General features: G+C 57.4%; 16 protein-coding genes, 1 tRNA gene, 1 other RNA gene and 1 pseudogene. 4 read left to right on the top strand and 15 right to left on the bottom strand.

Annotated features, from left to right (window positions below; all coding sequences use genetic code 11):
- Positions 1-58: 58 nt before the first annotated feature.
- Positions 59-488, top strand: a pseudogene (locus B5495_RS00650) (transposase); the annotation flags it as partial.
- 340 nt (positions 489-828) lie between these two features.
- On the opposite strand, the gene brxL reads toward B5495_RS00650, so the two are convergent.
- The 12 genes from brxL to B5495_RS00595 form a co-directional block, all read right to left on the bottom strand.
- Positions 829-2,916: a protease Lon-related BREX system protein BrxL gene (brxL, locus tag B5495_RS00645; RefSeq protein WP_079550446.1), complete on the bottom strand. Its 2,088-nt coding sequence runs from the start codon at positions 2,914-2,916 to the stop codon at positions 829-831.
- Between the two features lie 146 nt (positions 2,917-3,062).
- Complete coding sequence (pglZ, locus tag B5495_RS00640; RefSeq protein ID WP_079550444.1) at positions 3,063-5,723, bottom strand: BREX-1 system phosphatase PglZ type A; 2,661 nt, start codon at positions 5,721-5,723, stop codon at positions 3,063-3,065.
- A gap of 113 nt (positions 5,724-5,836) precedes the next feature.
- Positions 5,837-7,393, bottom strand: a complete 1,557-nt coding sequence (locus B5495_RS00635) for a Fic family protein (RefSeq protein ID WP_079550442.1) — start codon at positions 7,391-7,393, stop codon at positions 5,837-5,839.
- 169 nt (positions 7,394-7,562) lie between these two features.
- Positions 7,563-7,883, bottom strand: coding sequence for a hypothetical protein (locus B5495_RS00630; protein ID WP_079550440.1), 321 nt, complete (start codon positions 7,881-7,883; stop codon positions 7,563-7,565).
- Between the two features lie 36 nt (positions 7,884-7,919).
- A complete protein-coding gene (locus B5495_RS00625; protein ID WP_079550438.1) occupies positions 7,920-8,672 on the bottom strand; it encodes a hypothetical protein in 753 nt (250 codons plus the stop codon).
- On the bottom strand, positions 8,650-9,834 hold the full coding sequence (locus B5495_RS00620) for an AAA family ATPase (RefSeq protein WP_079550436.1): 1,185 nt from the start codon (positions 9,832-9,834) through the stop codon (positions 8,650-8,652). Before B5495_RS00620 ends, B5495_RS00625 begins: the two co-directional genes overlap by 23 nt.
- On the bottom strand, positions 9,831-13,484 hold the full coding sequence (pglX, locus tag B5495_RS00615; RefSeq protein WP_079550434.1) for a BREX-1 system adenine-specific DNA-methyltransferase PglX: 3,654 nt from the start codon (positions 13,482-13,484) through the stop codon (positions 9,831-9,833). The genes B5495_RS00620 and pglX overlap by 4 nt, the downstream gene beginning before the upstream one ends.
- On the bottom strand, positions 13,384-13,734 hold the full coding sequence (locus B5495_RS14840) for an ATP-binding protein (protein ID WP_231897251.1): 351 nt from the start codon (positions 13,732-13,734) through the stop codon (positions 13,384-13,386). Before B5495_RS14840 ends, pglX begins: the two co-directional genes overlap by 101 nt.
- 31 nt (positions 13,735-13,765) lie before the next feature.
- Positions 13,766-13,939, bottom strand: a complete 174-nt coding sequence (locus tag B5495_RS14505; protein WP_154045156.1) for an AlbA family DNA-binding domain-containing protein — start codon at positions 13,937-13,939, stop codon at positions 13,766-13,768.
- A gap of 8 nt (positions 13,940-13,947) precedes the next feature.
- Positions 13,948-17,670: a BREX system P-loop protein BrxC gene (gene brxC / locus B5495_RS00605; protein ID WP_079550430.1), complete on the bottom strand. Its 3,723-nt coding sequence runs from the start codon at positions 17,668-17,670 to the stop codon at positions 13,948-13,950.
- Between the two features lie 117 nt (positions 17,671-17,787).
- Positions 17,788-18,396 (bottom strand): DUF1788 domain-containing protein, encoded by a 609-nt coding sequence (locus B5495_RS00600; protein WP_079550428.1) that lies wholly within the window; start codon positions 18,394-18,396, stop codon positions 17,788-17,790.
- 141 nt (positions 18,397-18,537) lie between these two features.
- Positions 18,538-19,098: a DUF1819 family protein gene (locus tag B5495_RS00595; protein WP_079550426.1), complete on the bottom strand. Its 561-nt coding sequence runs from the start codon at positions 19,096-19,098 to the stop codon at positions 18,538-18,540.
- Between the two features lie 229 nt (positions 19,099-19,327).
- Between B5495_RS00595 and B5495_RS00590 the strand changes: the two genes are divergently transcribed.
- Positions 19,328-19,819 (top strand): DUF302 domain-containing protein, encoded by a 492-nt coding sequence (locus B5495_RS00590; RefSeq protein WP_079550424.1) that lies wholly within the window; start codon positions 19,328-19,330, stop codon positions 19,817-19,819.
- Between the two features lie 146 nt (positions 19,820-19,965).
- On the opposite strand, the gene ffs is transcribed toward B5495_RS00590, so the two are convergent.
- The 3 genes from ffs to choX all read right to left on the bottom strand — a co-directional run bounded on the left by ffs (position 19,966) and on the right by choX (position 21,250).
- Positions 19,966-20,062, bottom strand: an RNA gene (ffs, locus tag B5495_RS00585) — signal recognition particle sRNA small type.
- A 73-nt stretch (positions 20,063-20,135) separates the two neighbouring features.
- Positions 20,136-20,212: transfer RNA gene (locus B5495_RS00580), tRNA-Met, on the bottom strand.
- A 93-nt stretch (positions 20,213-20,305) separates the two neighbouring features.
- Positions 20,306-21,250, bottom strand: a complete 945-nt coding sequence (gene choX / locus B5495_RS00575; RefSeq protein WP_079550422.1) for a choline ABC transporter substrate-binding protein — start codon at positions 21,248-21,250, stop codon at positions 20,306-20,308.
- 165 nt (positions 21,251-21,415) lie between these two features.
- Between choX and betI the strand changes: the two genes are divergently transcribed.
- Both betI and betB read left to right on the top strand, forming a co-directional pair.
- Positions 21,416-22,021, top strand: a complete 606-nt coding sequence (gene betI, locus B5495_RS00570) for a transcriptional regulator BetI (protein ID WP_197685629.1) — start codon at positions 21,416-21,418, stop codon at positions 22,019-22,021.
- Positions 22,022-22,043: 22 nt separating this feature from the next.
- Positions 22,044-23,513, top strand: a complete 1,470-nt coding sequence (betB, locus tag B5495_RS00565) for a betaine-aldehyde dehydrogenase (RefSeq protein WP_079550418.1) — start codon at positions 22,044-22,046, stop codon at positions 23,511-23,513.
- Positions 23,514-23,526: the final 13 nt, after the last annotated feature.

Here is a 23,526-nt window from a genome sequence, read left to right as displayed (position 1 = left end):
CGGCATGATCGCCGCACTTGAGGACCACCTAGTCGATCACCGCTATCCGGATCGCGGTGATCTGCTGCTGCATGCCTTCTTCCTGGTCACCAATCTCAGCCAGTTCGACTGGCCGCCGGAGAAGGTCCTGGCGCTGTATCGCAAGCGCGGCAGCGCCGAGGCCCACATGGGCGAGGTGAAATCGTCGCTCGACGTGCACCTCTCCTCGACGGATCGCGGCGCCTCGAGCGTTCAGGACGTGATGGCCCGCAACGAAGTGAGCCTGCTGCTGAGCCTCTACGCCTATCAGGTGCTACACGGGGCTGCGTTGCCTGTTGGAACGCCAGACCCGGCAGGGCTGGAGCCTGAGGCGGATGCGCGAGCAGGTACTCAAGGTAGCCGCCACGCTGGCGGTGCACGCCCGGCGCATCACCGTGCACCTCGGCGATGCCGCCGACAAATGGTGGCCATCCTTGCTGAAAGGGTTACCGCGGCTGACGGCACTGACACGCCGCATTACCCCGCCTTTGCCAGCAGACACGTCGGCCACCACGGAGGCTGACGGACACGACTGCGCCGCTGCTTGAAATCAATACCCTAACGTTATGGAAGAGACCGTCATCAATCTGTAAAAACTATATGCTGACCGGCTACTCAGCAACTGCATGACATAAAAATCGGTCGGTACCGGTCACCACTGGACATAAAACGCTCGTTCAACGTCCTGATGAATAAGGCGGGAGTTAGGCTGTAATGTCATTGCTTATCTCGTCCTCCCTAGCTGCACTGTCACCTGCGCAGTTAGGGAGGGGCATTTCAGAATCGGCTCCTATCACGCCCCCGCCCTTCTCACTCGACTCCCAACGCTTTAACTACGGCATCGACGGGCTCGGAATAAAAGCTGGTCTGAAACTTGGTGAAGAGCTCGGCGGGAATGGTCGCTATGTCCACGGCGCTGCTCATGGGTAACTTCACCCGCTTGCCACCGGCGTCAAAGGCCACCTGAAGGCACTCGGCGAGGCTTTCCACGGGTTTGAGGCTGCCACCCAAGCTCATGTCCCCCAACACCACCATCTGGCCCTGCGTGGGCTTGCCCAACAGCCCCGAAGAAAACGCGACCAGGCTGGCCAACGCCAGGTCACGCAGCGGGCCGGTGTTTTGCAGCTCCACCACGTGCAGGTGGTAATCGTGGTCGAGCACCTTGCTGGAAGCGCTGATACCGCGCGCGTTGGCCTTGAAATAGTCGAAGGCGATTTTCACCTGTTCTTTGGCAGCGCTGGAGTTCCACAACCCGGAGGTAGCGAGTTTGCCGCTGCCGGCGGTGATCTGCAGCTCCAGCCGATAGACGCCGGGCATGCCCTTATCGCTGAGGCCAATGGTATGCACCGTACCCGGCTTGCCCGGGCCTTCGGGGATCAGGCCGCCGCCGCCCTGCTCTTTGACCGACACAAAGTGTTCTTCCAGCGTTTCCTTGTCGATGTAGCTGAAGTGGACGTCGTAAAACTCCATGCCGCCGATTTTCTTGAGCTGCTCTTTGACCCGGCGGCGAACCTCCAGCGCATATTCCAAACAGGGGCGCACCTCTTCCTTGGCGAGCCCGGGTGACTCGCCGCCGTGCGGGTAAAGCAGTTTGAGCAGCCCCGAGACCGTCTTGCGCACGGCAATCACATCGCGCTGGTTGAGGTTGTCGCCCAGGCTGAAATATTGATCGATGGCGTCGGCGAAGCTGCGTTTGCGCATCTCGCGGAAAAATTCGGCCAGGTAGTCGACGATGAAGCCGTAGCGCTGGGTAAAGAACGACGGCCGCATTTTGGGAATTTCCCAGCCCGGAATGTAGGCGTGAAAGCGGTCGAAGAAGGCGGCATCGATCATCGCATCGGGAAACGGCGTCAGCAGATGGCTAGTTTTTACCAGCGACTCAACGCTTTGGTTTATGTTGCCGATAAACACCATGGAGGCCGACGCTTCCATCTGCTCGCGTCCGCGGGCGAAAGACCCCGAGGCCATGTAGTCCTTCATGATCTGCACGCCGTCGTTGTCCTTGAACGAAATGCCGGCGACTTCATCGAAGGCCACCAGGTCCCACATGCCCACCAGCCCGATGCGCCGCGAGCTCATGTTATAGAACAGATTAGCCACCGTGGTTTGCCCGCCAGACACCAGAATGCTGTTGGGTGAACACTCCTTGTAGATATGGCTCTTACCGGTGCCCCGTGGCCCCAGCTCGCAGACGTTATAGTTATTTTCAACAAACGGAATCATCCGCGCCAGCAAGTGCCACTGCACGGTTTCGTCGAGCGACGTGGGTTCCATTCCGATAGAGCGCACCAGTACTTCGCGCCACTGCTCGGTTGTAAAGCCACGCCGCCCCTCGAAGAGCTCGTCCATATTCATGTGGGGCATCTGGATCGGCTTGAGCTGGCTCACACCGAACGGCGAGCCGCGCTGACCCTCTTCGTGAAAGTAGCTCAGCGTGGCGATGACCCAGATCCCTCCCACCAACAGCTTCTCGTGCGCTTTGACGATACCCGCAGAGATTTCGGCGTCGCGGATGCCCAGATTACTAAACGCCGCTTCATAGCAATCCTGCTTCTCGTTGAGCCGCACCGTGACCCGGTCAATCACCTTAAAGCTGCCGCGCTCGCGAACCAGTGACTTAACCTTCTCGGCCTCATCGGGGCGTACGTAATTCTCGGCCAGGATCTTTTTGACGTTGACCAGTCCCTGCTCGATCACCTCCGCATCATCGGAAGCGCAGTACATGCCAAGCAGGTACTCCAGCACGTAGACCGGCACGTTAGCGCCTTCCTTGACCCGCTGGGTGAGGTCCTTACGCACCACCCGCCCGGCGAAGTGGCTATTCAGCAGCGTATCGAGATCAGCTTCCAGGCCAGTCTCGGTGCCACGGGACACATCAAATTGCGTTTCACTGTCCATAAAAACTGTCCATAAAAGCCGTTCATAAAAACGATCTATAAAAAGCATCTACCAAAACTGTCTACCAACGCCATCCACGAAAAATGTCGTGTCAGGGCGACAAAACGATAGCGACAAGTCCCCATACGACAAAATAGCGCCGGGGCTTAGAAAAAGTCATCGGTAAACGCCAGGTCAATCACCACCCGGTAGCGCTCCAACTCCGTGCCCAGGTCTTTATCGCGCAGCACCAAAAAATAGTCGCGCTTGCGGTCAAAGTCGGTACCCGCAAGCGATAGCCGCACCAACTTCATGCGGTCGTTCATATCACCACTGGCACTGTCGAAGGTGACGGCCTCTTCGCTAGAAACAATCGCATCACCCGCGTAAATGGCCACGGCCAACGTGACCGGGCGGTGCTGCTCGCTCACCGCCTCGGTCTGCATCAGCTCAAAGCGTTGGATGTTATTGACCATCTTCATCGAAGCCTTGGGCGAGATCACCCCGACCTTACGCCGAGTACGCTTTTCGGCCTTCTCCCCACGCAGCTGCTTCACGGTCAGTACCGGCACCGCGATTTCCTGGGGCATAATGCCGCCGTGCACGAAACGCGCCCCACCGACAAAGTGGAAGCGATGTGCGCCCTTGGGAATCCAAAACTCGGTATCGCAGCTCGTACCGGCGGTATCGCGGGTGTGGCCATGCCAGACGCTGGGGTTATCGGGTAGGCGGCGCCCTGCCTGCGGCGAGTTCAACACATAGCGCTTCTTGCTCTTGAAGGCCATAGCCGGTTTTTCACCCAGCGCCGTCCGGTCGGTGGCATCCAGCTTGCCGCGCTGAAACAGAAAGCCGTGGTCGGCGGTCACCAGTACCGTGCTGGTATTGAAGTGCATCAAGACCTTGCGCGTTAGCTGGTCAAGCTCATCAATGGCATCTTCCACCGCGGCAAACGTCTCGCTCTCGGTACTGGCGGTATCGCCTCGGGCATCCACCACGTTGTGGTAGACGTACACCAGCTGCATGCCTTTGAGCGCCTCACGGCCTTGCCCGCGCGACCAGCCCCTGGCCTCCTCGGCGGTGACCGCCATGGCCTGCCCGTTCAACGCATCGCTAAGCAGCTTGCTGCGGTTAGCAGTGCCCTGGCTCGACTGCCCGTTGACCAGCACGGTATCGCTGTCGGGTTTATACGCCAGCTCGCGGTGTGGCAATAGCGAGGCCATGCCTAAGGTGGTGTAGCTGGGCACGACGCCAAGTTGGCTGCTTAGGGTAGCCTCGCTGTAGCGCTTGGCATTGATCCGCTCGCGCAGCTCTTCGGCGGCCTCAAAGCGAAAGGCATCGCTAATGATCACCACCAGGCGCTTATTGCGGTGGGCATCCAGCTGTGGCTGAACGGCTTCCCGGAAGAAGTGCTGCTGCTGGGGAATCCGCGGTAGCTTCCAGTCGGCGAGCCGCCCTTCGGCATCCACCCGCTCGCTCCAGTTACGCGTGAGCTGGCCCAGAAACCATTCGTCGTAGCAGCACTCCACCGCGTCATCCAGGCGTTTGAGTAGCTCCACCCCGGCGCTGTCAGAGGCGACGGCATAGTGACGGTAGGCCGTATCGAAGCGATAAAGCTCTGCGCAGTAAGCGTGGTACAGCGCTTCAACGCTCTGATAGTGAAAGCCGTCGCTGTATTGCTGGCGCAGCACGAACAGATCAATCGCCGCACTCAGCGCGGCATAAAGCTGGCGATAACGGATGCGCCGCTCGTCGTTCTTATGGCGGGAAGCCCAGTAGCCGTCCAACCGGTTGGCAATCACACCGCGAAACACGGCCAGATCACGGCTATCCGCCTGGGGAACGGCTTGGCAAAGATCGATAATGACCTGCTGTTCCACCGCTTCAAACGTTGCGGCGTTGGCCAGTTGCTCCAGAGGCACGTCGCGGATTTTATCTTCAATGCGTAGCGCGTCGGCTACCCAGCCGGATATGACATCAAAGGCCGGGTAAAAGCTCGAGCTATCGCGCCAGCGCGACAGCAGTGCCCGCGAGGTAGCCCGCGCATTCACCGAAGCAATGGCGTGGCTTTGCGCCCAGTCGGGAATAGCGGAAATGCTCTCGCAGTAGCCGGTGGTCAGCAAGCGCAGCATCAGCTGGCCAAAGTGTAGCGGTGCCTTACCGTCTTCTTTTTCAAGATCGGGCTCTTCCTGAGTCGCGGAATAGCCCACTTCCACCTGCAACGCCTGGACCAGCGCCGGCACCAAGCCGTACTTATCCATCTCGTTTAGCGCTGTGGGGTTGGCTTCAAGCCCGGTCTCTTCTTTGACCGCCTCGGTGGCCAGGTGAAACAGCAGCGTAGCCACATCCGACGCCTGTGCCCCTAACACCGCCGCGCACATTGCGAGGTCCACGCCCTCTTCATCGACGCTGGGTGTGACCAAACGCTTCAGCGCATCGATGCGCTTGCGGCTACCCAAGAAAGCCTGCCGCTGGCCCAGGTGCTCGCGCAGCACGTGCCGGGTGAGTCCCAGCTCGTTGAAGATCATCGAGATCCGGTCGGCATAGAAACGCCCGGAGTAGAGCTTGATATCCAACAGCCAGTCATCCTCAGGCGCAGGCTCGGCGTAAGGGAAATAGAGCAGCGTCGGTGTATCCGGCTCGTCCAGCTCCAGGCGCAGTTTTACGCCAAAGGTGGACTGCCCCGCCATGTTGAGGACCTGCACGCCATCTAGCGACAGCTCATCCAACACGTCAGCAAAGTGGCCCGGAGCGTCGTACCAGAAGACCAAGCGGTGGCCGTCGGTGAAGAAAGCGTATTGAAGCCCCTGCTGGAGTTGATCGAGCTGCATTTAGCCTCCTTAGAAAACACTGAATAAGTGCGTACCCAATACCGACATCAATCGAGCCGGGCTATTTTTGCTGCTTCTTTTTTTGCTACAGACAAAATGCGTTCAGGAAAAAGCTAAAGCGCATCTGGCAAATCAGCAAACCCCTCAGCCACCACCCGCTCTAATTCAGATGCCAGGCCAGCCTGCGCTATGACAGGAAACTCCTTCGTCAATTTGCCACTCACTCGGCCATGCTGGCGTATCGACCGGATTATCCGGTCGATGTGATCATCAGGGCCTTCCACCCAATCTTTGACCGCCTCCCGCGTGCGATACCATGCCCGCTGAAAGGCAGCCTGATGATGCATCTCGTGCTCCAGGGTATGGCGAATGATCGCAAACAGGTATTCCGATTGCTCCGTCAAGTCTGGGTAGCGCCAGAACGGCGCCGCTTCGTCATAGGCATCAAAAACAAAGTCCGATTCAATACCATCTGCATACACCACACGCTCATGGCTGAAGTCGGCCGAATCACGGCAAGCCGACATCAATGGCCCAGAGTAGCGCTCAAGAATTTGGTCATACTCGGCGCGCCTTACCGCTGAGGAGGTTATCGCCGCTGAAATCGGCAAAATGAAGGGCTCAGGCACCACACCGTCGTGGCGGAGGGTGTCATTCACCAGAAAGCGAGAGATTCGCCCATTGCCGTCTGCCAGTGGGTGAATAAACACAAATCCAAAACTTGCCACAGCAGCGCGCACCACTGCATCTTGCGCATCAGTGTGTGCCAGAAATTGTTGCAGCCCTTTCAGCATGCCTGGCAACCACTCCCAGTGGGGGCAAACGTAATGTACGACCGCACCGTAATCGATCGAACTACTTCCGACGAAAACCGGAGACTGGCGCAAGCCCGTCCGGACCGTCGTGGTACCCAGAATGGCCGACTGAAACTCCTTCAGGGCACTTTCACCGAGGGGCGACTCCAACCGCCCGCAATAACGCTCAATGGCGGAGGCGAACCGGCGTATTCGGTCCTGGTGCTGCCCTTCGTGCTCAATCACAAAACTGGCACGACTCTCTTTAATGGTCAGCCACACGGCGCTGCGACGAATAATATCTGGCCCGAACTCAACCTCCATCGCCGCGAGTCTATCGGCGATGTCGTACTGGCCGGCTTCCAGCAATGGCGTTGTACGACGCACAAGAGGGCAGAACTCAGGACTCCCCGGCAGGTTGTCATTAATCCGCCAACGGCGGTTGCGACGCACCCCGGTGACCGCAGTAACGAAAAGCCTAGGATCCAGAGCATAACGATAGTTACCGCCAACACCCTCAACTAACAGGGTATTACCGGTCAGCCACTCGTAAAAAAAACCGGCACGCCGGGCATACTGGCCTGTCGGTTCAGAACATATCCATTCAGCAAGCGCCTCTGGTGGTACGAGCGCAAACAATCTTGCCAGAAACTCCAGCACCACCCCTTCATGCTTCAACGCGAACGTTAGGTGCGCGCCCAGCGAAGCTTGAGGGCGCATCGCTTCCGTATAGAACTCCTCGCAACGGCCAGCCTGTTGATGGGTCTGGCGCCTGCGTCCGATACAGCTCTCCACAGGTAGCGGCTGAATGGTTCGCACTTTGTAGTGTGCCGCCAGCCAGGCATAACCGATTTCATCACCTGTTATCGCGCTCAAAATGATTATTCAGCCCCAAAAACGATTAAAAACCAAAAATATCTGACAAAAACAATTCTAGTAGATCCTGAAGCAAAAATCCCGGCACTCCATCACTCCCACCGCCCCTTGTCATCGCAGGGCCCAACATTGCGAGCGAACAGCCGGGGGATCTTATCCGTGTCACTGCTCAGGCTTGAAGCTGTACTTCCACCGCCGACTCATCGCCGCAGTGGATAAAAAATCGCCCCTTGGCGGTGTTTGAGGATGTCAGCTCAAACCAGCCGCGGCCGGATTTTTCATCGCCATCATCATTACCCGACCAGGAAAACTCGATGCGCTGGCCATCGTCTGATAGGCGGTAATCAACCTGCCCCTCAACAGCACCGAAAATAAAAAAACCCAGCCCGTTTTCATCGAATCGGAAGTGGCCAGGCTCGATCAGGTCGACAAATTCCTGGTCCCACGTTTCCATCCAGGTGATACGCCAGCGACCGATGGGATAGCTCATTGCTGCTCCTTGATACTCGCTTTTTGGATTTGCTGCTTACACTTGGTTTTTCCGCTTTACCGCCCGTGCGACCACTTCTTCCAACCGGCTCTTAAACGCACTCAATGAAGGCATGTCAATCTTTTCCCACTGGACGCCGCCTGCCTGGACCACTTCGGCTAGCTGGTCGGCCGAGGTATTGCCCTGGCAAGCAACATCCAGCTGGCTTTTCAGCGAATACGGGCTTTTGTCGTTACCTGATTCCTCCTCCAGCCTGGCGCAGTGCTGATAAGGCGACTGGGGGTTTAGCGCGCAAAGCAGCCAGGCTTCTGACTTTGGTTGGGGCAGCATGGCAACGCCATAGACAAAGCCTTCAACCTCGAAGCCTTCAAGCATGGAGTCGTACTTGGCTTGCCATTCTCCGCGCCCGGCTGAGGCGGTGCCGTCAGCGTCGCGGAACAGCACCGCCACTACCTGATCGTCGACCTCGTGCGCCAGGGAGATCGCGCGCTTGGCCAGCGCACGGGCGTTGTAGAAGTAATAAGCCGTTTCACCGGGCGTACGCTTGCCCCGCAGCCGCATGGCTTTTTTAGCGGGATCAGGTTTGTTTTTTGCCAAGTATTTTTCGTTGACGAAGTGCACCAGCCCGCTTTCAAGGTGCGATAAATTATACCCTTGGCACCTTTCTACCCACTGATCAGCCAGCCACGCCATTGGCCCCGGCTTGAAGTTTTCCGATTGGCAGTATTCAGCAGCCGGATAGCATACGCCGATATCGCTGGGGCCTTCACCGCTCAGTAGCAGATGCATCCTTGCCCTCCTGCTGGCTTAGGCCCTGTATTTCGTCTTCCAGCTCGGTGAGCCGGGTATCAAGAAAGGCTTCCCCTGGCCCCATTACGCGCAGCTTTTCCGCCAGCGACGGAATTTCAAACAGGTGGATTGCCTGGGTCGCACCGCTGGCATTCTTGTAGAGATAGATCACGCCCTGCTTGGCGACTTCATCTTCCAGGTAATTAAGAATCACCGGGCTGTGTGTGGTGACCATTACCTGATGCTCACTCTCGACAAGCGCATCCACCAGGAACTCGACCAGCTCGGGGTTGATGCCATTCTCGATTTCATCAAACAGCAAAAACTGCTCGTCTGATTCCAACTGAGACAGCACGGCGAGCAGGCGCAACAAGCCGTCGTTGACGTGGCGTGCCGGTGTTTTCAGCATTTTTTTCGCAAACTGCTCGGCGATATCCAGGTGCTTCCACCCCGAGCGCATCGAACGGGTATCAATACTGGTCAGCTGTGGGTATACGGTTTGCAGCTTTGTCAGCAGCCGCTGGCGCGCTTCACTGCCTTGCTCGTGTAGGTAGGCCGAGAGTTTTTGCCCGCCCAGCCCCAGATGCCCGGCGGAGTCGCGGGTGCGCTGGCGAAGATGTTCAGGCGAGAGCAGGTCCAGCGAGCGGATATTGGCCAACGTCTCTTTTAATACCTGCAGCCCCGGGCCAAGCTGGTTTTGCTTCAGCTGAGACAGAATCGAGCCTTGGTAATCAAACATGATGCTATGGCTTGCGCTACGCGAACCTTCAGAGCTGACATTCTTATTAATGAAAAACTCGCCGTCTTCTACCTTGAGCACCAGCTTGCCGTTGCTGGTGGCTTCTTCTCTTGTGCAGCGCAAGGAATGGCGGTTAAAGCTGGCTTTCCATTCGATTAGGCCGTGGTCCTGGTTTTCCAGCTGCAGGGCAATCTCAATATTTTTCTTGGCGGTAAGCTTGGAGCCAATATCACTTGGCTGCCACTGCCGCTGAAACAGCCACTCGTCTATATCGCCCCGCATCTGCTGAGAGATAAAATCCAGCGCCTGGAGCACCGTGGATTTACCCGCCCCGTTTAGCCCCACCAGGCAGGTGAACGCCGCCAGATTCAGCTCAAAATCCATCAGCGACTTGAAGTTGTCGATATAGATTCTTTTTATCATGTTGGCTTAACTCCTGTGACGTCCTTCACTTCCGCCAGCAGATCCCCAAATTTCCCGTAGTTGACCTTAACGCCATCGTCGAGATCCAGCGCGATGCGCTGATCGGCGTAGTGGCGGAGTTTTTCGTCGAAGGTGTTGAGCTCGGCCTGCTGTTTGTGGAGCTTGCTCAGCTGTTTTTCGATGCGCTTGGTGTCGGCAGCGGAGGCGCTGGCGTCTTTGTCTTTTTCCAACGTCTCGACGTAGCTGGCGAGCTTGGTGGTCAGCGGGATGACGTAGTCGGTGCGCATCTCGGCCAGGGTGCTTTCATTGTAGCGGTGCAGGTAGATCAGGCACTCGAAGGCTTTCTGCTTGCCGGAGCTGAACAGCCAGTAGATGGGGCGCTTCTTGTAGGTACGCAGGTGGTCTTTGAAGAACTGGGCGCTCATATAGCGGCGGATGGTTTCCAGTGCGGCTTCGCCTTTCTTGGGTTTGATCGCGTGCAGGCAAAGGCTTTCGGCAACGAAGTCGAGGTTTTCCTGCAGGTGATCTTCGCCCCAGGCGGTGCTAACGAAATCACGGAAGCGATTGGTGGCGTCGTCGGGGAACCACTCCTGATCGGTCAACGGGATGATGGCGTTTTCATCCGGTGCAAAGTTGGGGTCGGGGATTCGGGCGAAGTAGTCGCGGAGAGTTTCGCCTTGACTGGCGAGGATCAGGCCGGGCTTATCCAGCGAGTAGCGGCCCATCATGCAGCCGATGGCATAGCTGACCAGCTCTTTGAGCGTGTCGCACTGAAGTAAGGTTTCCAGCTCTTCCTCGGAGCGGTTGCCACCATAGCGGTAGTGGGGGTTGCATGTGAGAGTAATTTCTTTCAGGGAGATGCAGGGAGTCATCTCACCCTGAAGGCCATAGACGTCGATAAAGGTGCGATTGTTCTCTTCCTCCAGTTGTTGAACCTCAAGAATCATCTCATGCCAATGCTTACGAAGCCGACTATATGAACCTGCAATACTTTTATAAAAAACCTTCTTATTCAATAATGGGAGTAAGGAAAAACCCCATGTTGACTCATCAAATGAAATTTTCCATGGATCAATTTCTTGTATTCTCTTGCCATTTTCATAGCCTAACTTTTTTTCTATGGCTTTAGAGACAGGGATTCTTAAAACAACTTCCACAGGATAGTTTAGGGTTGGATTCATCACATTGAGAAAGTAATGGCAAATTTTGGAATTCAAAAAGGCCAACACAGGCAATATATCATCATTTTTTTTGAAAAAAATGCCTACATCACTAAAGGTTGTATTCTCATCAAGAAACCTGAAGCTTGGTAGCGAAGAGGTTATCAAGCCCCAAGTAATACCCTCTCGAAACCATATACTGTTAGGTATGATCCTCCCAATTTTACTTTCCCGATAGTGGTCACGAGCTTTTTCAGACCAATCTATAGTCACATCATTACTTTCAGTCCACTTTTTAAACCCGCCCCCTTTTGATATGAACCTCCATTTTTTCGCGTCACCAATTTTTGAGACCGAAGTTTCCCAAAAAAACCTCTGATATTTCTCGTTATCACCTGTAATATTTTTTCCATCTGAAAATGCATACTGTGCAAGTGGTTTATTGTTTGAAAAAGCATCTTTCACTGCGCTACTTAACCAATACGCAACCGGACTTCCCGGAATCTTCTTGAAATCATCCGGCTTGGCTTCGTAGAACCAGCCACACTCGCGGTCCTGAATGGCCTCCAGCGTTTTCGGCCCCTGATTTACCGCGCCTCGGAAATCAGACAGCCGAATATAGCTGCCGGTATAGCTGGCAATGTGGCCCTTGCTGAGCATAAAGGTACAAATCGGCACCGTTGCGCCATCAAAGCCTGAGTATTCCAGCTGAATCAGGCTGGTGATGACATCCTCTTCAATCAAGCGCTTGCGTAGCTGCTCGTAGCTGGAAATGAACATCCAGACAAACGGCGTCATAAAGCCAAGCTGGCCGTGGTCTTTGGCAAAATCTAGATTGCGGACGATAAAGGCGGAGAAAAGATCTTTCTCGTAGCCTTTGTAGGCGTCTTTCAGGTATTTCTTCACCGCTGGTGTTTGGTACTTGCTACCCATATACGGCGGATTTGCCACCACGGCATCATACCGCTGCGCCAGACCCCACGCCTGCTGCACGATGGGAGTTAGCTGCTTGGCGGCGGACTTCTGCAGGGTGTCGCCGCTGGCTTCCAGCTCGCGCAGCTTGTCCAGCAGAGTCTTGAGCGGGGCCTCGAAGCTATTGGGCACTTCGATCAGCGAGCCGAAGGTCTTGGCGTCCTGGAAGCGCTCGATCAGGTCGGCAATGGCCTTGTAGGTGTTGTCATTGCTGGAGAGGTCTTGCTGCTCGCTATCGAACAGGCCCTGAGACTGGCCCTGGTGCGAGTCGCCAGTGAGGTTGAGATCGCGCCATAGTGCCTTGGCGCTCAGGTGCTGGGTGCCCTGCAGGGCCAGCACGTTCAGCCGCCCTTTATTGTCACCCATCCGGCTAAATATCCGTCGGTCGTCCTCGCGGGCCTTCATTAGCAGGGCAAAGCCGGCGAGCTGGGCGGCGCGGTCGTCGATGTCCAGGCCGAACAGGTTATGTTCCAGGATCAGCTTGGGAATATCGCGGCTGCGGTAGCCGCGCTCCTCATAGATGGCCTTCAGCACGTTGTAGGCTTCGACCAGAATATGGCCGGAGCCGCAGGCCGGGTCGAGCACCTTGATCGTTTCGGGGTCGAGGCTTTCAGGGGTGATGGCGTCCAGCTGGGCCTGCACCTCGGGCTCTTGCTCGGCGGGCTCGATGTAGTACGGCATCTCAGCCTTGAGGGGCGAGCCTGGGTAGGTCTGCAGCCACTGGCGGCCGATGGAGTTCTGCACCAGGTACTGGACGATCCAGTTGGGGGTGAACAGCTGGGTGGCGGCGGGAATATCTTCGCTCTTCACCACCTTGCCGATCACCTGATCCTTCTTCTCGCTGATGTAGAACTGGTAGAGCCAGCCGATGACTTCGACGTCCTGCCAGTCTTCCTCGGGAATCGCTTCCACCAGCTCGCGGATCAGCGAGTCGGTCTTGGTCAGGTTATCCGGCAGCAGCAGCTCGCTGGCGTCGTCCAGCGGCTCGAACAGAAACGGCATGGCGCTATGCAGGGCGTTGCACTGGGCCAGCAGCAGCTCACGGTAAAGCGTTTCGTCCTGGGTGCCATCGAGTTTTAGCTCGCGCACCCGGGCAGGTGCCAGGCCGGGCAGCTCGATCTCCAGGCAATCATCAAGAATCTGTACGCCGCCCTCGTGATCCGGATGCGAGAGCACCCGCCGGCCGTGGTCCAGATAGCCCTTGAGCTCCATAAAGCGGATCGCGCACAGGCGGTTGAACCAGCTGTAGGCGGCTTGCTCAATGGCTTGATCAAAGCCCAACTGGGTGACCCACTTGGCCAGCGCCTCGCGGGGGCCGCGCAGCGCCTTGGGGAAGCTGTGGGTCTGGCCATCCTGCGTGGTAATCAGCATCACGTCGCCGCGGATCTCCATGGGCGCAGCGTGGCCTCCGCCCTGCTCACCCGGGGTAATACCGTAGCGGGCGGCCTGGCGCGCCATGGTCTCGATAAACCGAGTCCGCGCTTTGGGGGCGTACTGCTTGATGTTCCCTGTGTTCATATTTTATCCTTGAGATACGTTTCGCCATCAGCGGTAAGGCGGTACTGCTGCAGTCGGCTGATCTGCTTGTTGAGTTCACCGGATACGCCTTTGTGGCCCAGCTGTTTAGCAATGGCGGACTTGCCGAGAGGCGCTTAACTCCGCTCCCCCACTGCTCCACCAGCCGAAGCTCGCTAAACACGCGGGCAATAACCGGATTGCGGATCATCGAGACACCGCTTTTCATGTCGGCCACGGTCATGCCCGGCATCAGCAGGCCGGGGCTTTCAATCTCAATGCGGTCATCGAAGAAGGCGATACGGATGGGGCTGCATTTGTCCACCGGCGGTGTTGGCAAAGGCCACCAGCGCTTTCAGCAACGGCTTGAGCGAGGAAATATCGCGCTTGAACTCCAACTGCTTGCCTTCAGGCTGAGCAAGCAAGTGTTCCATTGTACTCACTGTGCTAGGTGCCATGACGTTCCTTAACGTACCCGAATGCGCTTATGGGCGGCGATGGCATCATCCAGCTCGTCTTTTAGCTTGTCGATAAAGGCATCCACCTCTTGCTGGCTTTCCAGATAAACACCGCTGTGCGTGCGGCTGAGCACCTGGCTGACGCTGACGTTGACGACCGGCTTGGGCGGCGCCACTGGCGGATGGGGCTCGCGCACTTCATCGACGACGCTGGTGGGGCTCGGCCCTGTGGCATCAGTGCCTTGATGACCGCCGCTAGCGTTGTCCGTTGTGGCCGGGGCCTTTTGTCCGCTACCGCTGTTAGCCGCTTTGGCGACCGCGCGCTGGCGTTCGGCTTCGTCCTGCTGAGCCCGATAAAGCCGATCGAGGCTGTCCTGTTCGCGCTCGGCAGCGGTTTCGCCCTGCAGCAAATAAATCTGCGCCACGCCCATAACCGTGGCGATATCGTCTTTGAGCAGCTGCAGCGGGCGCAGCAGCTGGTTGCTCAGCTCTGGCGTGCCGATGCCACTCTTGACGATTTCTGCGCTGAGGCTGGCGATACGCTTGTCGATTAACCCCATAGCATGCTCGCGCTTTTGCTCGAGCAGCTGGCCGTTGACGCCATCAATCGTTTCGATCAACACGGCAACCCGGGGCAGCTTGGCGTAGGGCGCCTCATCGGCATAGATACTGTCCAGTTCGGCCAGCGCCTTGTGCGCCTCCGGTGATTTCTCTAGCGCAGAACGGTTAGGCTGAAACCGCGTCAGCGCATGACCCAGCTGCTGCCAGGTGGTGAGCTGCCGGGTAAAAAACTCGTGCAGGTCGCGGTAGTCTTCTTCAAGGTCCAACAGCGCCTCTTTGCAGGCGACGACCTCCTTGAAGAAATCGAAGCTGTCGTCAATGCGTAGTAATCGATCGACCTCTTTCAGCGTGTTTTCGATGGTTTTGCGCCCAGGAAAGTGCCCCACATCGGTTTTACTTTTGTAGGCTCCCAGGTGATTTCGCCACTGGCCGAACTGAGTGACGTAAAAGTCGTAAAGCTCCTTTTCCCCGTTGGGGCCAAGCTGGCTAAATAGCTCTTTGGTGAGGTTACGCACCTGGCGCAGCACCGCATCGTCGGTCTGGCGCTTTTTCTGCAACCGAACTTCGCTACGACGCCGGGCGTTATTGAGCAGATCAAAAGCGTCCTTGCCCGACAGCGCGGGGCCGGCGGTGTGGAAGGTCAGTCGCCCTACCGCGGCTAAGCGGCCCAAAATCAACAGTGTCTCTTCGGGCGGCCAGCCAAAAGGACGCCCGCTGAAGCGCTCAAGCAGCGGGTTAAGCGCTACCGGTTCACCGCCATGCAGGCTGATGTACTGCTCGACCTCATGCACTGCCTGAGGGTTACCTTCCTCGCCGTCCAGCGCGATGCCCAGCTGGCCAATATCATCGGCGGTTAGCACCGCCAGCAGCTCGCGCATTGGGTCAGACGTCAGCGTTTTGAGATAGCCAAGCTTGCCGTAGGTATTTTCCAGCAAATATTGGCAGGCCTCATCCAGCCGGGTATTCAGCTGGCGACGGTTAATATCGAGCTTATGCCCCAGTGCATAAACGTCGGCGTCGAGCAGCATCTCTTCCAGCCACACGCGCAGGCGTTTTTTGCGCTCCTGATTCTCGCGGCCACGGTCGGCCAGAATACGCTCAACGCTGCTATCGCCGGAGGCGGCATTAAGGCGGATGAACTTTTCCGTCTTCAGGAAGGTGCGCAAATCGGCAAAGAAGGCGTTGTCATCAGTTAATTTGAGCAACACTTGGCCGTGGTTTTCGCTACTTTTGTAGATGCACCCCGCCTCACCGGCTTGAGATCCGTAGTGCTGGAGATAATCAATATCCAGCGGGGACACCACCTCGACGCGCAGCTGGGCCTGATAACGGCCGTCGAGGGTATGGCCGTCCAGATAGCGGCCGATGCTGTAGTCACTCTTGTTCAGCGGGTAGCGATATTTGTTGCGGTCGCGCAGCAAGTCTCTGAAGATCAGACTCGCCAACTCCTTGTTTTCATCGCTACCGGTAATGTCGGTGGCCTTGATCTGGCGCGTGATATCGCGCTCTTCGTTGGTGAGGAACAGGTACTCCTCGCCGTTGCGAATGACCAGACTTTCCTTTTCTAGCCGTACCAGGGTGCCTTCCAGGCGCTCTCGAATGGCCAGCCGATCATCGTCGATGCGGGTGATGGAGAGCGTCACCAAGTTGTCGAGAGTGCCCTTGACCAGATCGACGTAGCGGATCATAAACAGGGTGCGCAAGATCTCTACATCGAAGGCATTCAGCGCGGGATTCCCGTCTGCCTGGTCGATCGTGCGCTTGACGGTGGTATCCAGAAAACCTTCCACCGAGCTATAAAAACGATACATGGGCACCAGCGCACCGACGTCATCGTCGCCTACCGCTTTGGCCGCCATCTGGAACGCATCGAGCATCGAACGCTCGCCGTAAGCCAGGTGCGCGCCGGTCGCCCCGACCTTGCGAATTTCCTCGAAGACCTTCTGCACCAGCTGAAAGTGGTAAGGCACGAAGGGATAGTTGGCAATGAAGCTTTCTGCATCGTCCACGTTTTGCAGCGTAGGGCCGGTACTGTCAAAGGTAAGCTGGTTGCGCAGAATCGCGCCCTTGGCGTCGAATACGTCCCCGAGCTCATCACGCGCCTCTGGCGTCTTGGCCAACAGCCGCTTGCGGATCACCTCGTCAGAGTTAGAGCTAGAAAGCGACAAGCGCGTTTTAAAGCGCCCGGCAATCTTGGAGAAGTCATTGGCTTTGGTCGCCGTCATCTCACCCAGCACGGCGTCCATATCGGCCTGAGAGGTGACCACAATCCAGGCCCGACCGCCGCAGATGGTACCCAGGTTTTCGGTCAACGTTTGCAGCGTTAGCATCAATCGGGTATTGCTGCCGATGAACTGGCCTACTTCATCGACCATGAAGACAATGCGCTGCGTGGGTGATTGCTCATCCAAATAGTCTTTGACCCAATGGCAGAAGTTTTCTACCGACACGCTAAAGGCCTCTTCGGACTCCTCAAACCACTTATGGGCAGCGTCGGGCGAGAGGTCCAGCGCCTGACTGACCGCCTGCTCAATGTCATCCTGGTAGAACTGGTAACCGTCGCGCTCCTCCTTCCACACCATGCCGCTGGCCGTTTGGAACGCCTCGCAAAAGCGGGCATAAACGCCGCGCTGGGCCAGGTGACGCTCCATGTGGGCAATATGCGGATGATCACCGCTAAAGCCTTGCGACTCGTTAAACACCCGCAGGAAGACGCTGAGGATCGGGTTGCCGTCATCGTTAGAGCTGGCTTTGCTGTCGATGTTGAACAGGATGACGTCCGCTGGCTCTTGTATCGCTTTGGCGATGTCGGCCCGGATCATGGCATCGTGCAGCTTGCCCTCGTCAAAGAAATCCGCTGCTTGGTAAACGTTACCGGCATCGTCATGGGCTTCGATGTTGGCCAGCAGGTAGGAAAGCGCTTTAAGAAAGTGCGACTTACCCGAGCCAAAGAAGCCCGAGACCCACACTCCCACGCGGTTGGCGATGGAAGGATCGCTGAGCGGCGTGGCGTAGGAGTCAAAAAAGGCACTAAAGTGCTTTTCCAGCTCGTTGGTCACAACGTACTCGTCGAGCTCTTGATATATCGTGGCGTCATCGCGCTGATCGGCTTTGACCACGCCGTTAATGGAGCGATGCAAGGGTTTCTGGAAAAGAGTCTGGATACGCATGCTCAATGAATTCCTTAACGGACAGCGCCTTACTGGTTGAGTTCAGGCTGTAGCGGAGGTGGTAAGGCCATAAGCCATGATGAGTTACAACGAGGCGGGCCGCGATATTATTGCCCTTCAGGGCACCAGCGCAAAGGCGCGATAGTAATTATTACTGGCGATCTGGTTGAACAGAGTTAGCGTCTGACCGTCATAACGGCCGGGATAAAAAAGCACCAGCGGCTTATGGCCAAGTAGCCCGTGTAGTGCGTTGAGCAAGCTATGCGCGCGCATGACCGGCCAGACGCTGCCGACGCCGGACAGCAAAATGATGTCGGGGTCGTGCGACAGCGCATGGCGGATCATGAAGGGCGCAAACTTATCCATGTGTAGCGGGCCGCGCAGCGCTTTGTTCAGTGCCGCATCGCCCTTATGCTGCTGCAGGGCAATCGCTTTATCAAGAAAGCCGCGTTCACTAAGATAATCACGCAGCACGCGCAATAAATTGACGCGATCCACGGTTAACTCACCGTACTGACGCGCCAGCACCCCTTCTAGAAAAGTCAGGTATTCACGCACCTGGAGTTCGTGCTCGGGGGGATACTCAAAAATCCAGAAGCCGATCTCATTACCCAGTCCTTCCCCAGAGAGAAATGTCGGGCTGGTGATCTTCTCGGCGATCTGATTGAGGCGATCCTGCAGGTGGGGGTCTTCGCGGCGAGCTGGGCCCTGTGGAGCTAGTGACATATGGTCTCACCTTGCGACTGTCATTCTTGTTTAGATGATGATGATCTTACGTGCTACCCACCGTCATTGCGATACTTCGCCGCTGCGTCATCTATGCCATTACGCCGCTTAACGTATAGATTTGCCGACGCCCTGGATGCGCTAACGAAACCGCAAGGCGCCCAGGCAATTTTGTAGCCGCACCATGCCATGGCTTTCCAGCAACCTCTCTACATCGGGTTGCAACAAAAGTGAGCACAGCCGGCGGCTGCGGGTGTTTTCCAGCACGCCGACTTCAGTCAGCATCCGGAATACAACCTGGCCCATCTTTCGTTGAGAAGACGCTGCCCAATTCGCTATCGCCGGGTCACGGAAAGCACGCTCGGCAAGAAAGTCATCCCACCAATACGCCTCCAGCCGTTCCGCTCGGGTCGCGAAGGCATCGGCCACCACCGTCTCTAAAAACTCGACCAACAGCAGGTTACGCGCCATCGCCGCACAAAAAGAAACCTGCGTCGCGAGTAAGGCATCACCCTCTTGAAGTGCCTGCCAGAACGGCGGTTCTAACCGCTCGAGACGTTTGCGAATCGCCTGCGCCATACGCTTAGCAGTGGCTGGACGGTTTTTCTGCAGGCAATTGTCCACCATGATGGTCTGATGCCAAGTGGCATCATCGGTACCGTCAAGCATCAGACCGGCAATGATGCGGCTTTCGCGTACCATCAGCGCGCCCCCAATGAGGTCAGAATTATAGGTAAACGAAGCAGTCACGGCATGCCCAAGGCTGTATGTATGAAAGGGGGTGAAGAATATAGATACGCATCGTGCAAAGTCGAGTCATGCCACGACAGGGTCACTAATGTCTCCTTGAGAACCAACAAAAGACAGCACGCTGGTTTTCGAGTGCCTACCTTTTCACTATGTTGATCCAACACCACTTCGGGAGCATGCAATGCACAAGTTGATTTCCGCTGGCCTTCTCGGCTGCGCGCTTCTCGCGACAGCGTCTGCCTCCGCGCAAGACACTATCCCCACCGTCGGCCCGCAGGATGGTTGGGCCGTTCACGACAGCGACAAGCTATATCAGGAGTTAGTTGATGACGTGAAGGCGGCCGCCGAAAACAGCGAGCTCGGGGTCGTCACCGAAGCCGGCCCGACCCAGGCGGCGGCTGATCGTGGTATCGAAATACCCGGCAACCGGGTCATCGGCCTGTTCAACAACGACTACGCCGTTCGGATCCTGCAGGTATCCACGGCAGCGATGATCGAGGCGCCGATCCGCATGTACGTCACCGAAGCGCCCGATGGCACCGCGACCTTGTCGTACAAACTGCCCACCTACGTCTATGAACCCTACAGGGAAGAAGGTGGCGAGGCGCTAGCCACCGCCGCCGAGGAGCTCGAGACGGACTTCGCCGCGGTTGCAGCGGCCGCGCTCGAATAAGTGACCGAGCCGTTGCTAAAGATTCTGTCGCGAGAATTCTGACACGAAAAAACGGCACTAAATGCCGGATACAGAGCAGGTATACGTACGAAACGGAGGGCTGAAATAGCGAAGGGGTAAAACGGAAGGGTCTAAAATGGAGGCGGCCCCAAAAGCCACATCCCGGCACACGCATCCACCACTACCGTTGCTCCCTTCCGGGCCTGGCGGGGTTTGCAGTTTAGCGTTGCGGGAGGACCTAAGGGGCCACCATCGCGGCAAGCCGAAGCTTGCGGATACTACGCTTACAAATACTAATTCTACATATACTACGCCGTGGTGGCTACGCCCTGATTCGAACAGGGGACCCCATCATTATGAGTGATGTGCTCTAACCAACTGAGCTACGTAGCCTTTTCCTCATCAGCGGGGCAAGATTATGCCTGTGTTTAGCGGTAAAGACAAGCCTTTGGCCTGCCTTTGCCTAAAACGCTGTCACGGTTTGGTTTAGTTCAGCGCGGCACGTACAGCGGGCGCGCCCGGCTCGCCGTCACGCGTCGTCACGCCGTCAAGCCATTCATCCAGAATGTCGTCATTCTCCTGAAGGTAGGCGCGGGCCGCTTCGCGGGGCTTCTGGCCGTCATCCATGATGTCGGCCATCAGCTCGTTTTCCATTTCCAGGGTAAACGTCAGGTTGTTCAGGAGCTGCCCCACGTTGGCGCATTCCTCAACGTAGCCGCCGCGCGTATTGGTATATACCGTGGCGCCGCCAAGATCCGGACCGAAGTAGTCATCGGCATCGGCCAGATAGGCCATGTCGAAGTTGCTATTCATCGGGTGCGGTTCCCAGCCGAGAAACACCATCCACTTCTCATTGGGCGTGCGTGCTTTCAGCTCGGAGAGCATGCCCGCCTCGCTGGAGTCCACCAGATTCCAGCCGTCAAGGCCGTAGGCACCGTCGTCGATCATGCCCTGAATCATCTGGTTGCCGTCGTTACCGGCTTCGATGCCGTGGATATCAGAATCGAACTTTTCTGCATGCTCGGCCAGATCGGTAACCGACGTCACGCCGGCGTCGTAGACGTACTGCGGCACGGCCAAGGTGTACTTGGCGCCTTCAAGGTTGGCATCCAGGCGGTCTACGCCGCCACCTTCAACGTACTTGTCGCTGATGGACGCCATGGTCGGCATCCAGTTGCCCAGAAACACATCGAAGTCGTTGTTTTTCATGCCCGAGTAGGCAATCGGCACGGAGACGGTATCCACCCGGGTGTCATAGCCCAGGCCTTCTAGCACTTCGGTGGTGAGCGCGGTAGTGGCGGTAATGTCCGTCCAGCCGACTTCGGCAAAACGCACGGTATCGCACTGCTGAGCCAGTGCGGTGGCAGGCACGCCGGCGGCGAGCACTAAAGCACCCAGCCAGCGTGAATGTGATGGGGTCGACAAGCTCATGGCGAAATCCTCTGGTGATTTTGAAACGTCGTCTTGGAAGATAACAGGCCGAAAATCACATGACCTTTATTGATTGAACGTTCAATAAAAAAATATTACGATGCACAGGTAATCACGCTTTAACGCTGGTTTCAAGGGTGAACCGCTACGCAAAAGGAGAACGCTGTGCCCAAGGTGGGAATGGAGCCAATACGCCGTCAGCAGTTAATCAACGCCACCATGAACGCGATTAACGAGGTGGGGCTGGCTGACGCGACGATAGTGCGCATTGCGCGCCATGCCGGCGTTTCGGCGGGCATTATAAGCCATTATTTTGGCGGCAAGGACGGCCTGCTTGAAGCGACAATGCGCCAGATTCTCACCGATCTTGGCAACGCCGTCGGTTCGCGCCGGCGCGAGCTTGACGACGACTCGCCCCGCGCCCTCATCGGCGCGGTGATCGAAGGCAACTTCGACCACACCCAGGTGACCGGCCCCGCCGCCAAGACCTGGCTTGCCTTCTGGACGAGCAGCATGCACAAACCCGCGCTGGCACGGCTGCAAAACGTCAACGACCGCCGCCTGTACGACAACCTGTGCTACCACTTCTCCCGGGTGATGCCTCGCGTAGAGGCTCGCAATGCCGCACGCGGCCTGGCCGCGATGATCGATGGCCTCTGGCTGCGTGGCGCGCTCACGCCCGGCGGGCTCAACGCCGACGGCGCGCGGCGCCTGGCCTTCGCCTACCTTGACCAGCTGTTAGCCCACCACTGTGGCACCACCGCAGCATAATCAGCCGCCGAAGGAGACCCTCATGGCTCACGACATTCAACCGCTCTATATTGACGGCCACCCGGTTACTGCGACCTCGGGCGACACCTTCAGCGTGACCAACCCCTTTGATGCCAGCCTGTTAGCTACCATCGGTCAGGCAAGCGAGGCCGACGTGGACGCCGCCGTCGCCAGTGCCGTGCGTGGCCAGAAAGTCTGGGCGGCGATGACCGGCATGGAGCGCGCCCGGGTACTTCACCGCGCCGTGGCGCTACTGCGTGAGCAAAACGACGCGCTGGCCGAGCTTGAAACCCGCAATACCGGCAAGCCGCTGAGTGAAACCACCGCGGTGGATATTCACACCGGCGCCGATGCCCTTGAGTATTATGCCGGCTTGGCGCCCGCGCTCGAAGGCAGCCAGATACCGCTGCGCGAAAGCTCTTTTGTCTACACCCGCCGCGAGCCGCTGGGCGTGATTGGCGCTATTGGCGCGTGGAACTACCCGCTGCAAATTGCCTGCTGGAAAGCCGCTCCGGCGCTCGCCGCAGGCAATGCGGTGGTGTTCAAGCCCAGCGAAGTCACCCCGCTGACCGTCATGAAGCTGGCCGACATTTTCACCCAGGCCGGCCTGCCCGACGGCGTGTTCAACGTGGTTCACGGCGACGGCCGCGTGGGCGAAATGCTGACGCGCCACTCAGGGATAGCCAAGATTTCTTTTACCGGCGAAGTGGGCACCGGCAAGAAAGTCATGGCCGCCGCTGCCGGTTCCACGCTGAAAGACGCCACCATGGAGCTGGGCGGCAAGTCGCCGCTGCTGGTCTTCGCCGATGCCGACCTTGACCGCGCCGCCGACGCCGCGATGATGGCCAATTTCTACTCCAGCGGGCAGGTCTGCACTAATGGTACCCGCGTATTTATTGAGCGCTCGGTGAAAGACGCGTTTGAAGCCAAGCTGCTTGAGCGCGTAGCGCGCATTCACCCCGGCGACCCGCTCGACCTCAGCGTCAACTTCGGCCCGCTGGTGAGCTTTGAGCATCAGCAAAAAGTGCTGGGCTACATCGCACTGGGTAAGGAAGAAGGCGCGCGCGTACTGGCCTGCGACGAGGCGGCGTTTACCCAAGGCGCGTTCGCTCGCGGCGCCTGGGCGGCTCCCACTATCTTTACCGACTGCCATGACAACATGCGCATCGTGCGTGAGGAAATCTTTGGCCCGGTGATGGCGCTGCTCGCCTTTGATGAAGAAGATGAAGCCATCCGCCGCGCCAACGACACCGAGTACGGCCTGGCCGCCGGCGTGTTCAGCGAAAACATCAACCGCGCGCACCGCGTCATTCATCAGCTGGAAGCGGGCATCTGCTGGATCAACACCTGGGGCGACTCGCCCGCTGAAATGCCCGTGGGTGGCTATAAGCAGTCGGGTATTGGGCGGGAAAACGGCGTTGAGACGCTTGGCCACTACACCCAGACCAAATCGGTTCAGGTGGAAATGGGCCCGTTTGAGTCGGCGTTTTAACGCGCACTGTTTT

The sequence above is a fragment of the Vreelandella subglaciescola genome, from assembly GCF_900142895.1.
GTDB lineage: Bacteria > Pseudomonadota > Gammaproteobacteria > Pseudomonadales > Halomonadaceae > Vreelandella > Vreelandella subglaciescola.
The sequence above is the reverse complement of the archived record's forward strand: the minus strand, read 5'-3'. Positions and strand labels throughout refer to the sequence as shown.

Coding starts and splice junctions, on each gene's coding strand:
- brxL (WP_079550446.1), bottom strand. CDS start 2,916: ATGGACAGTGAAACGCAATTTGATGTGTCCCGTGGCACCGAGACTGGC.
- pglZ (WP_079550444.1), bottom strand. CDS start 5,723: ATGCAGCTCGATCAACTCCAGCAGGGGCTTCAATACGCTTTCTTCACC.
- B5495_RS00630 (WP_079550440.1), bottom strand. CDS start 7,883: ATGAGCTATCCCATCGGTCGCTGGCGTATCACCTGGATGGAAACGTGG.
- B5495_RS00625 (WP_079550438.1), bottom strand. CDS start 8,672: ATGCATCTGCTACTGAGCGGTGAAGGCCCCAGCGATATCGGCGTATGC.
- B5495_RS00620 (WP_079550436.1), bottom strand. CDS start 9,834: ATGATAAAAAGAATCTATATCGACAACTTCAAGTCGCTGATGGATTTT.
- pglX (WP_079550434.1), bottom strand. CDS start 13,484: ATGAACACAGGGAACATCAAGCAGTACGCCCCCAAAGCGCGGACTCGG.
- B5495_RS14840 (WP_231897251.1), bottom strand. CDS start 13,734: ATGCCGGGCATGACCGTGGCCGACATGAAAAGCGGTGTCTCGATGATC.
- B5495_RS14505 (WP_154045156.1), bottom strand. CDS start 13,939: ATGGCACCTAGCACAGTGAGTACAATGGAACACTTGCTTGCTCAGCCT.
- brxC (WP_079550430.1), bottom strand. CDS start 17,670: ATGCGTATCCAGACTCTTTTCCAGAAACCCTTGCATCGCTCCATTAAC.
- B5495_RS00600 (WP_079550428.1), bottom strand. CDS start 18,396: ATGTCACTAGCTCCACAGGGCCCAGCTCGCCGCGAAGACCCCCACCTG.
- B5495_RS00595 (WP_079550426.1), bottom strand. CDS start 19,098: ATGGTACGCGAAAGCCGCATCATTGCCGGTCTGATGCTTGACGGTACC.
- B5495_RS00590 (WP_079550424.1), top strand. CDS start 19,328: ATGCACAAGTTGATTTCCGCTGGCCTTCTCGGCTGCGCGCTTCTCGCG.
- choX (WP_079550422.1), bottom strand. CDS start 21,250: ATGAGCTTGTCGACCCCATCACATTCACGCTGGCTGGGTGCTTTAGTG.
- betB (WP_079550418.1), top strand. CDS start 22,044: ATGGCTCACGACATTCAACCGCTCTATATTGACGGCCACCCGGTTACT.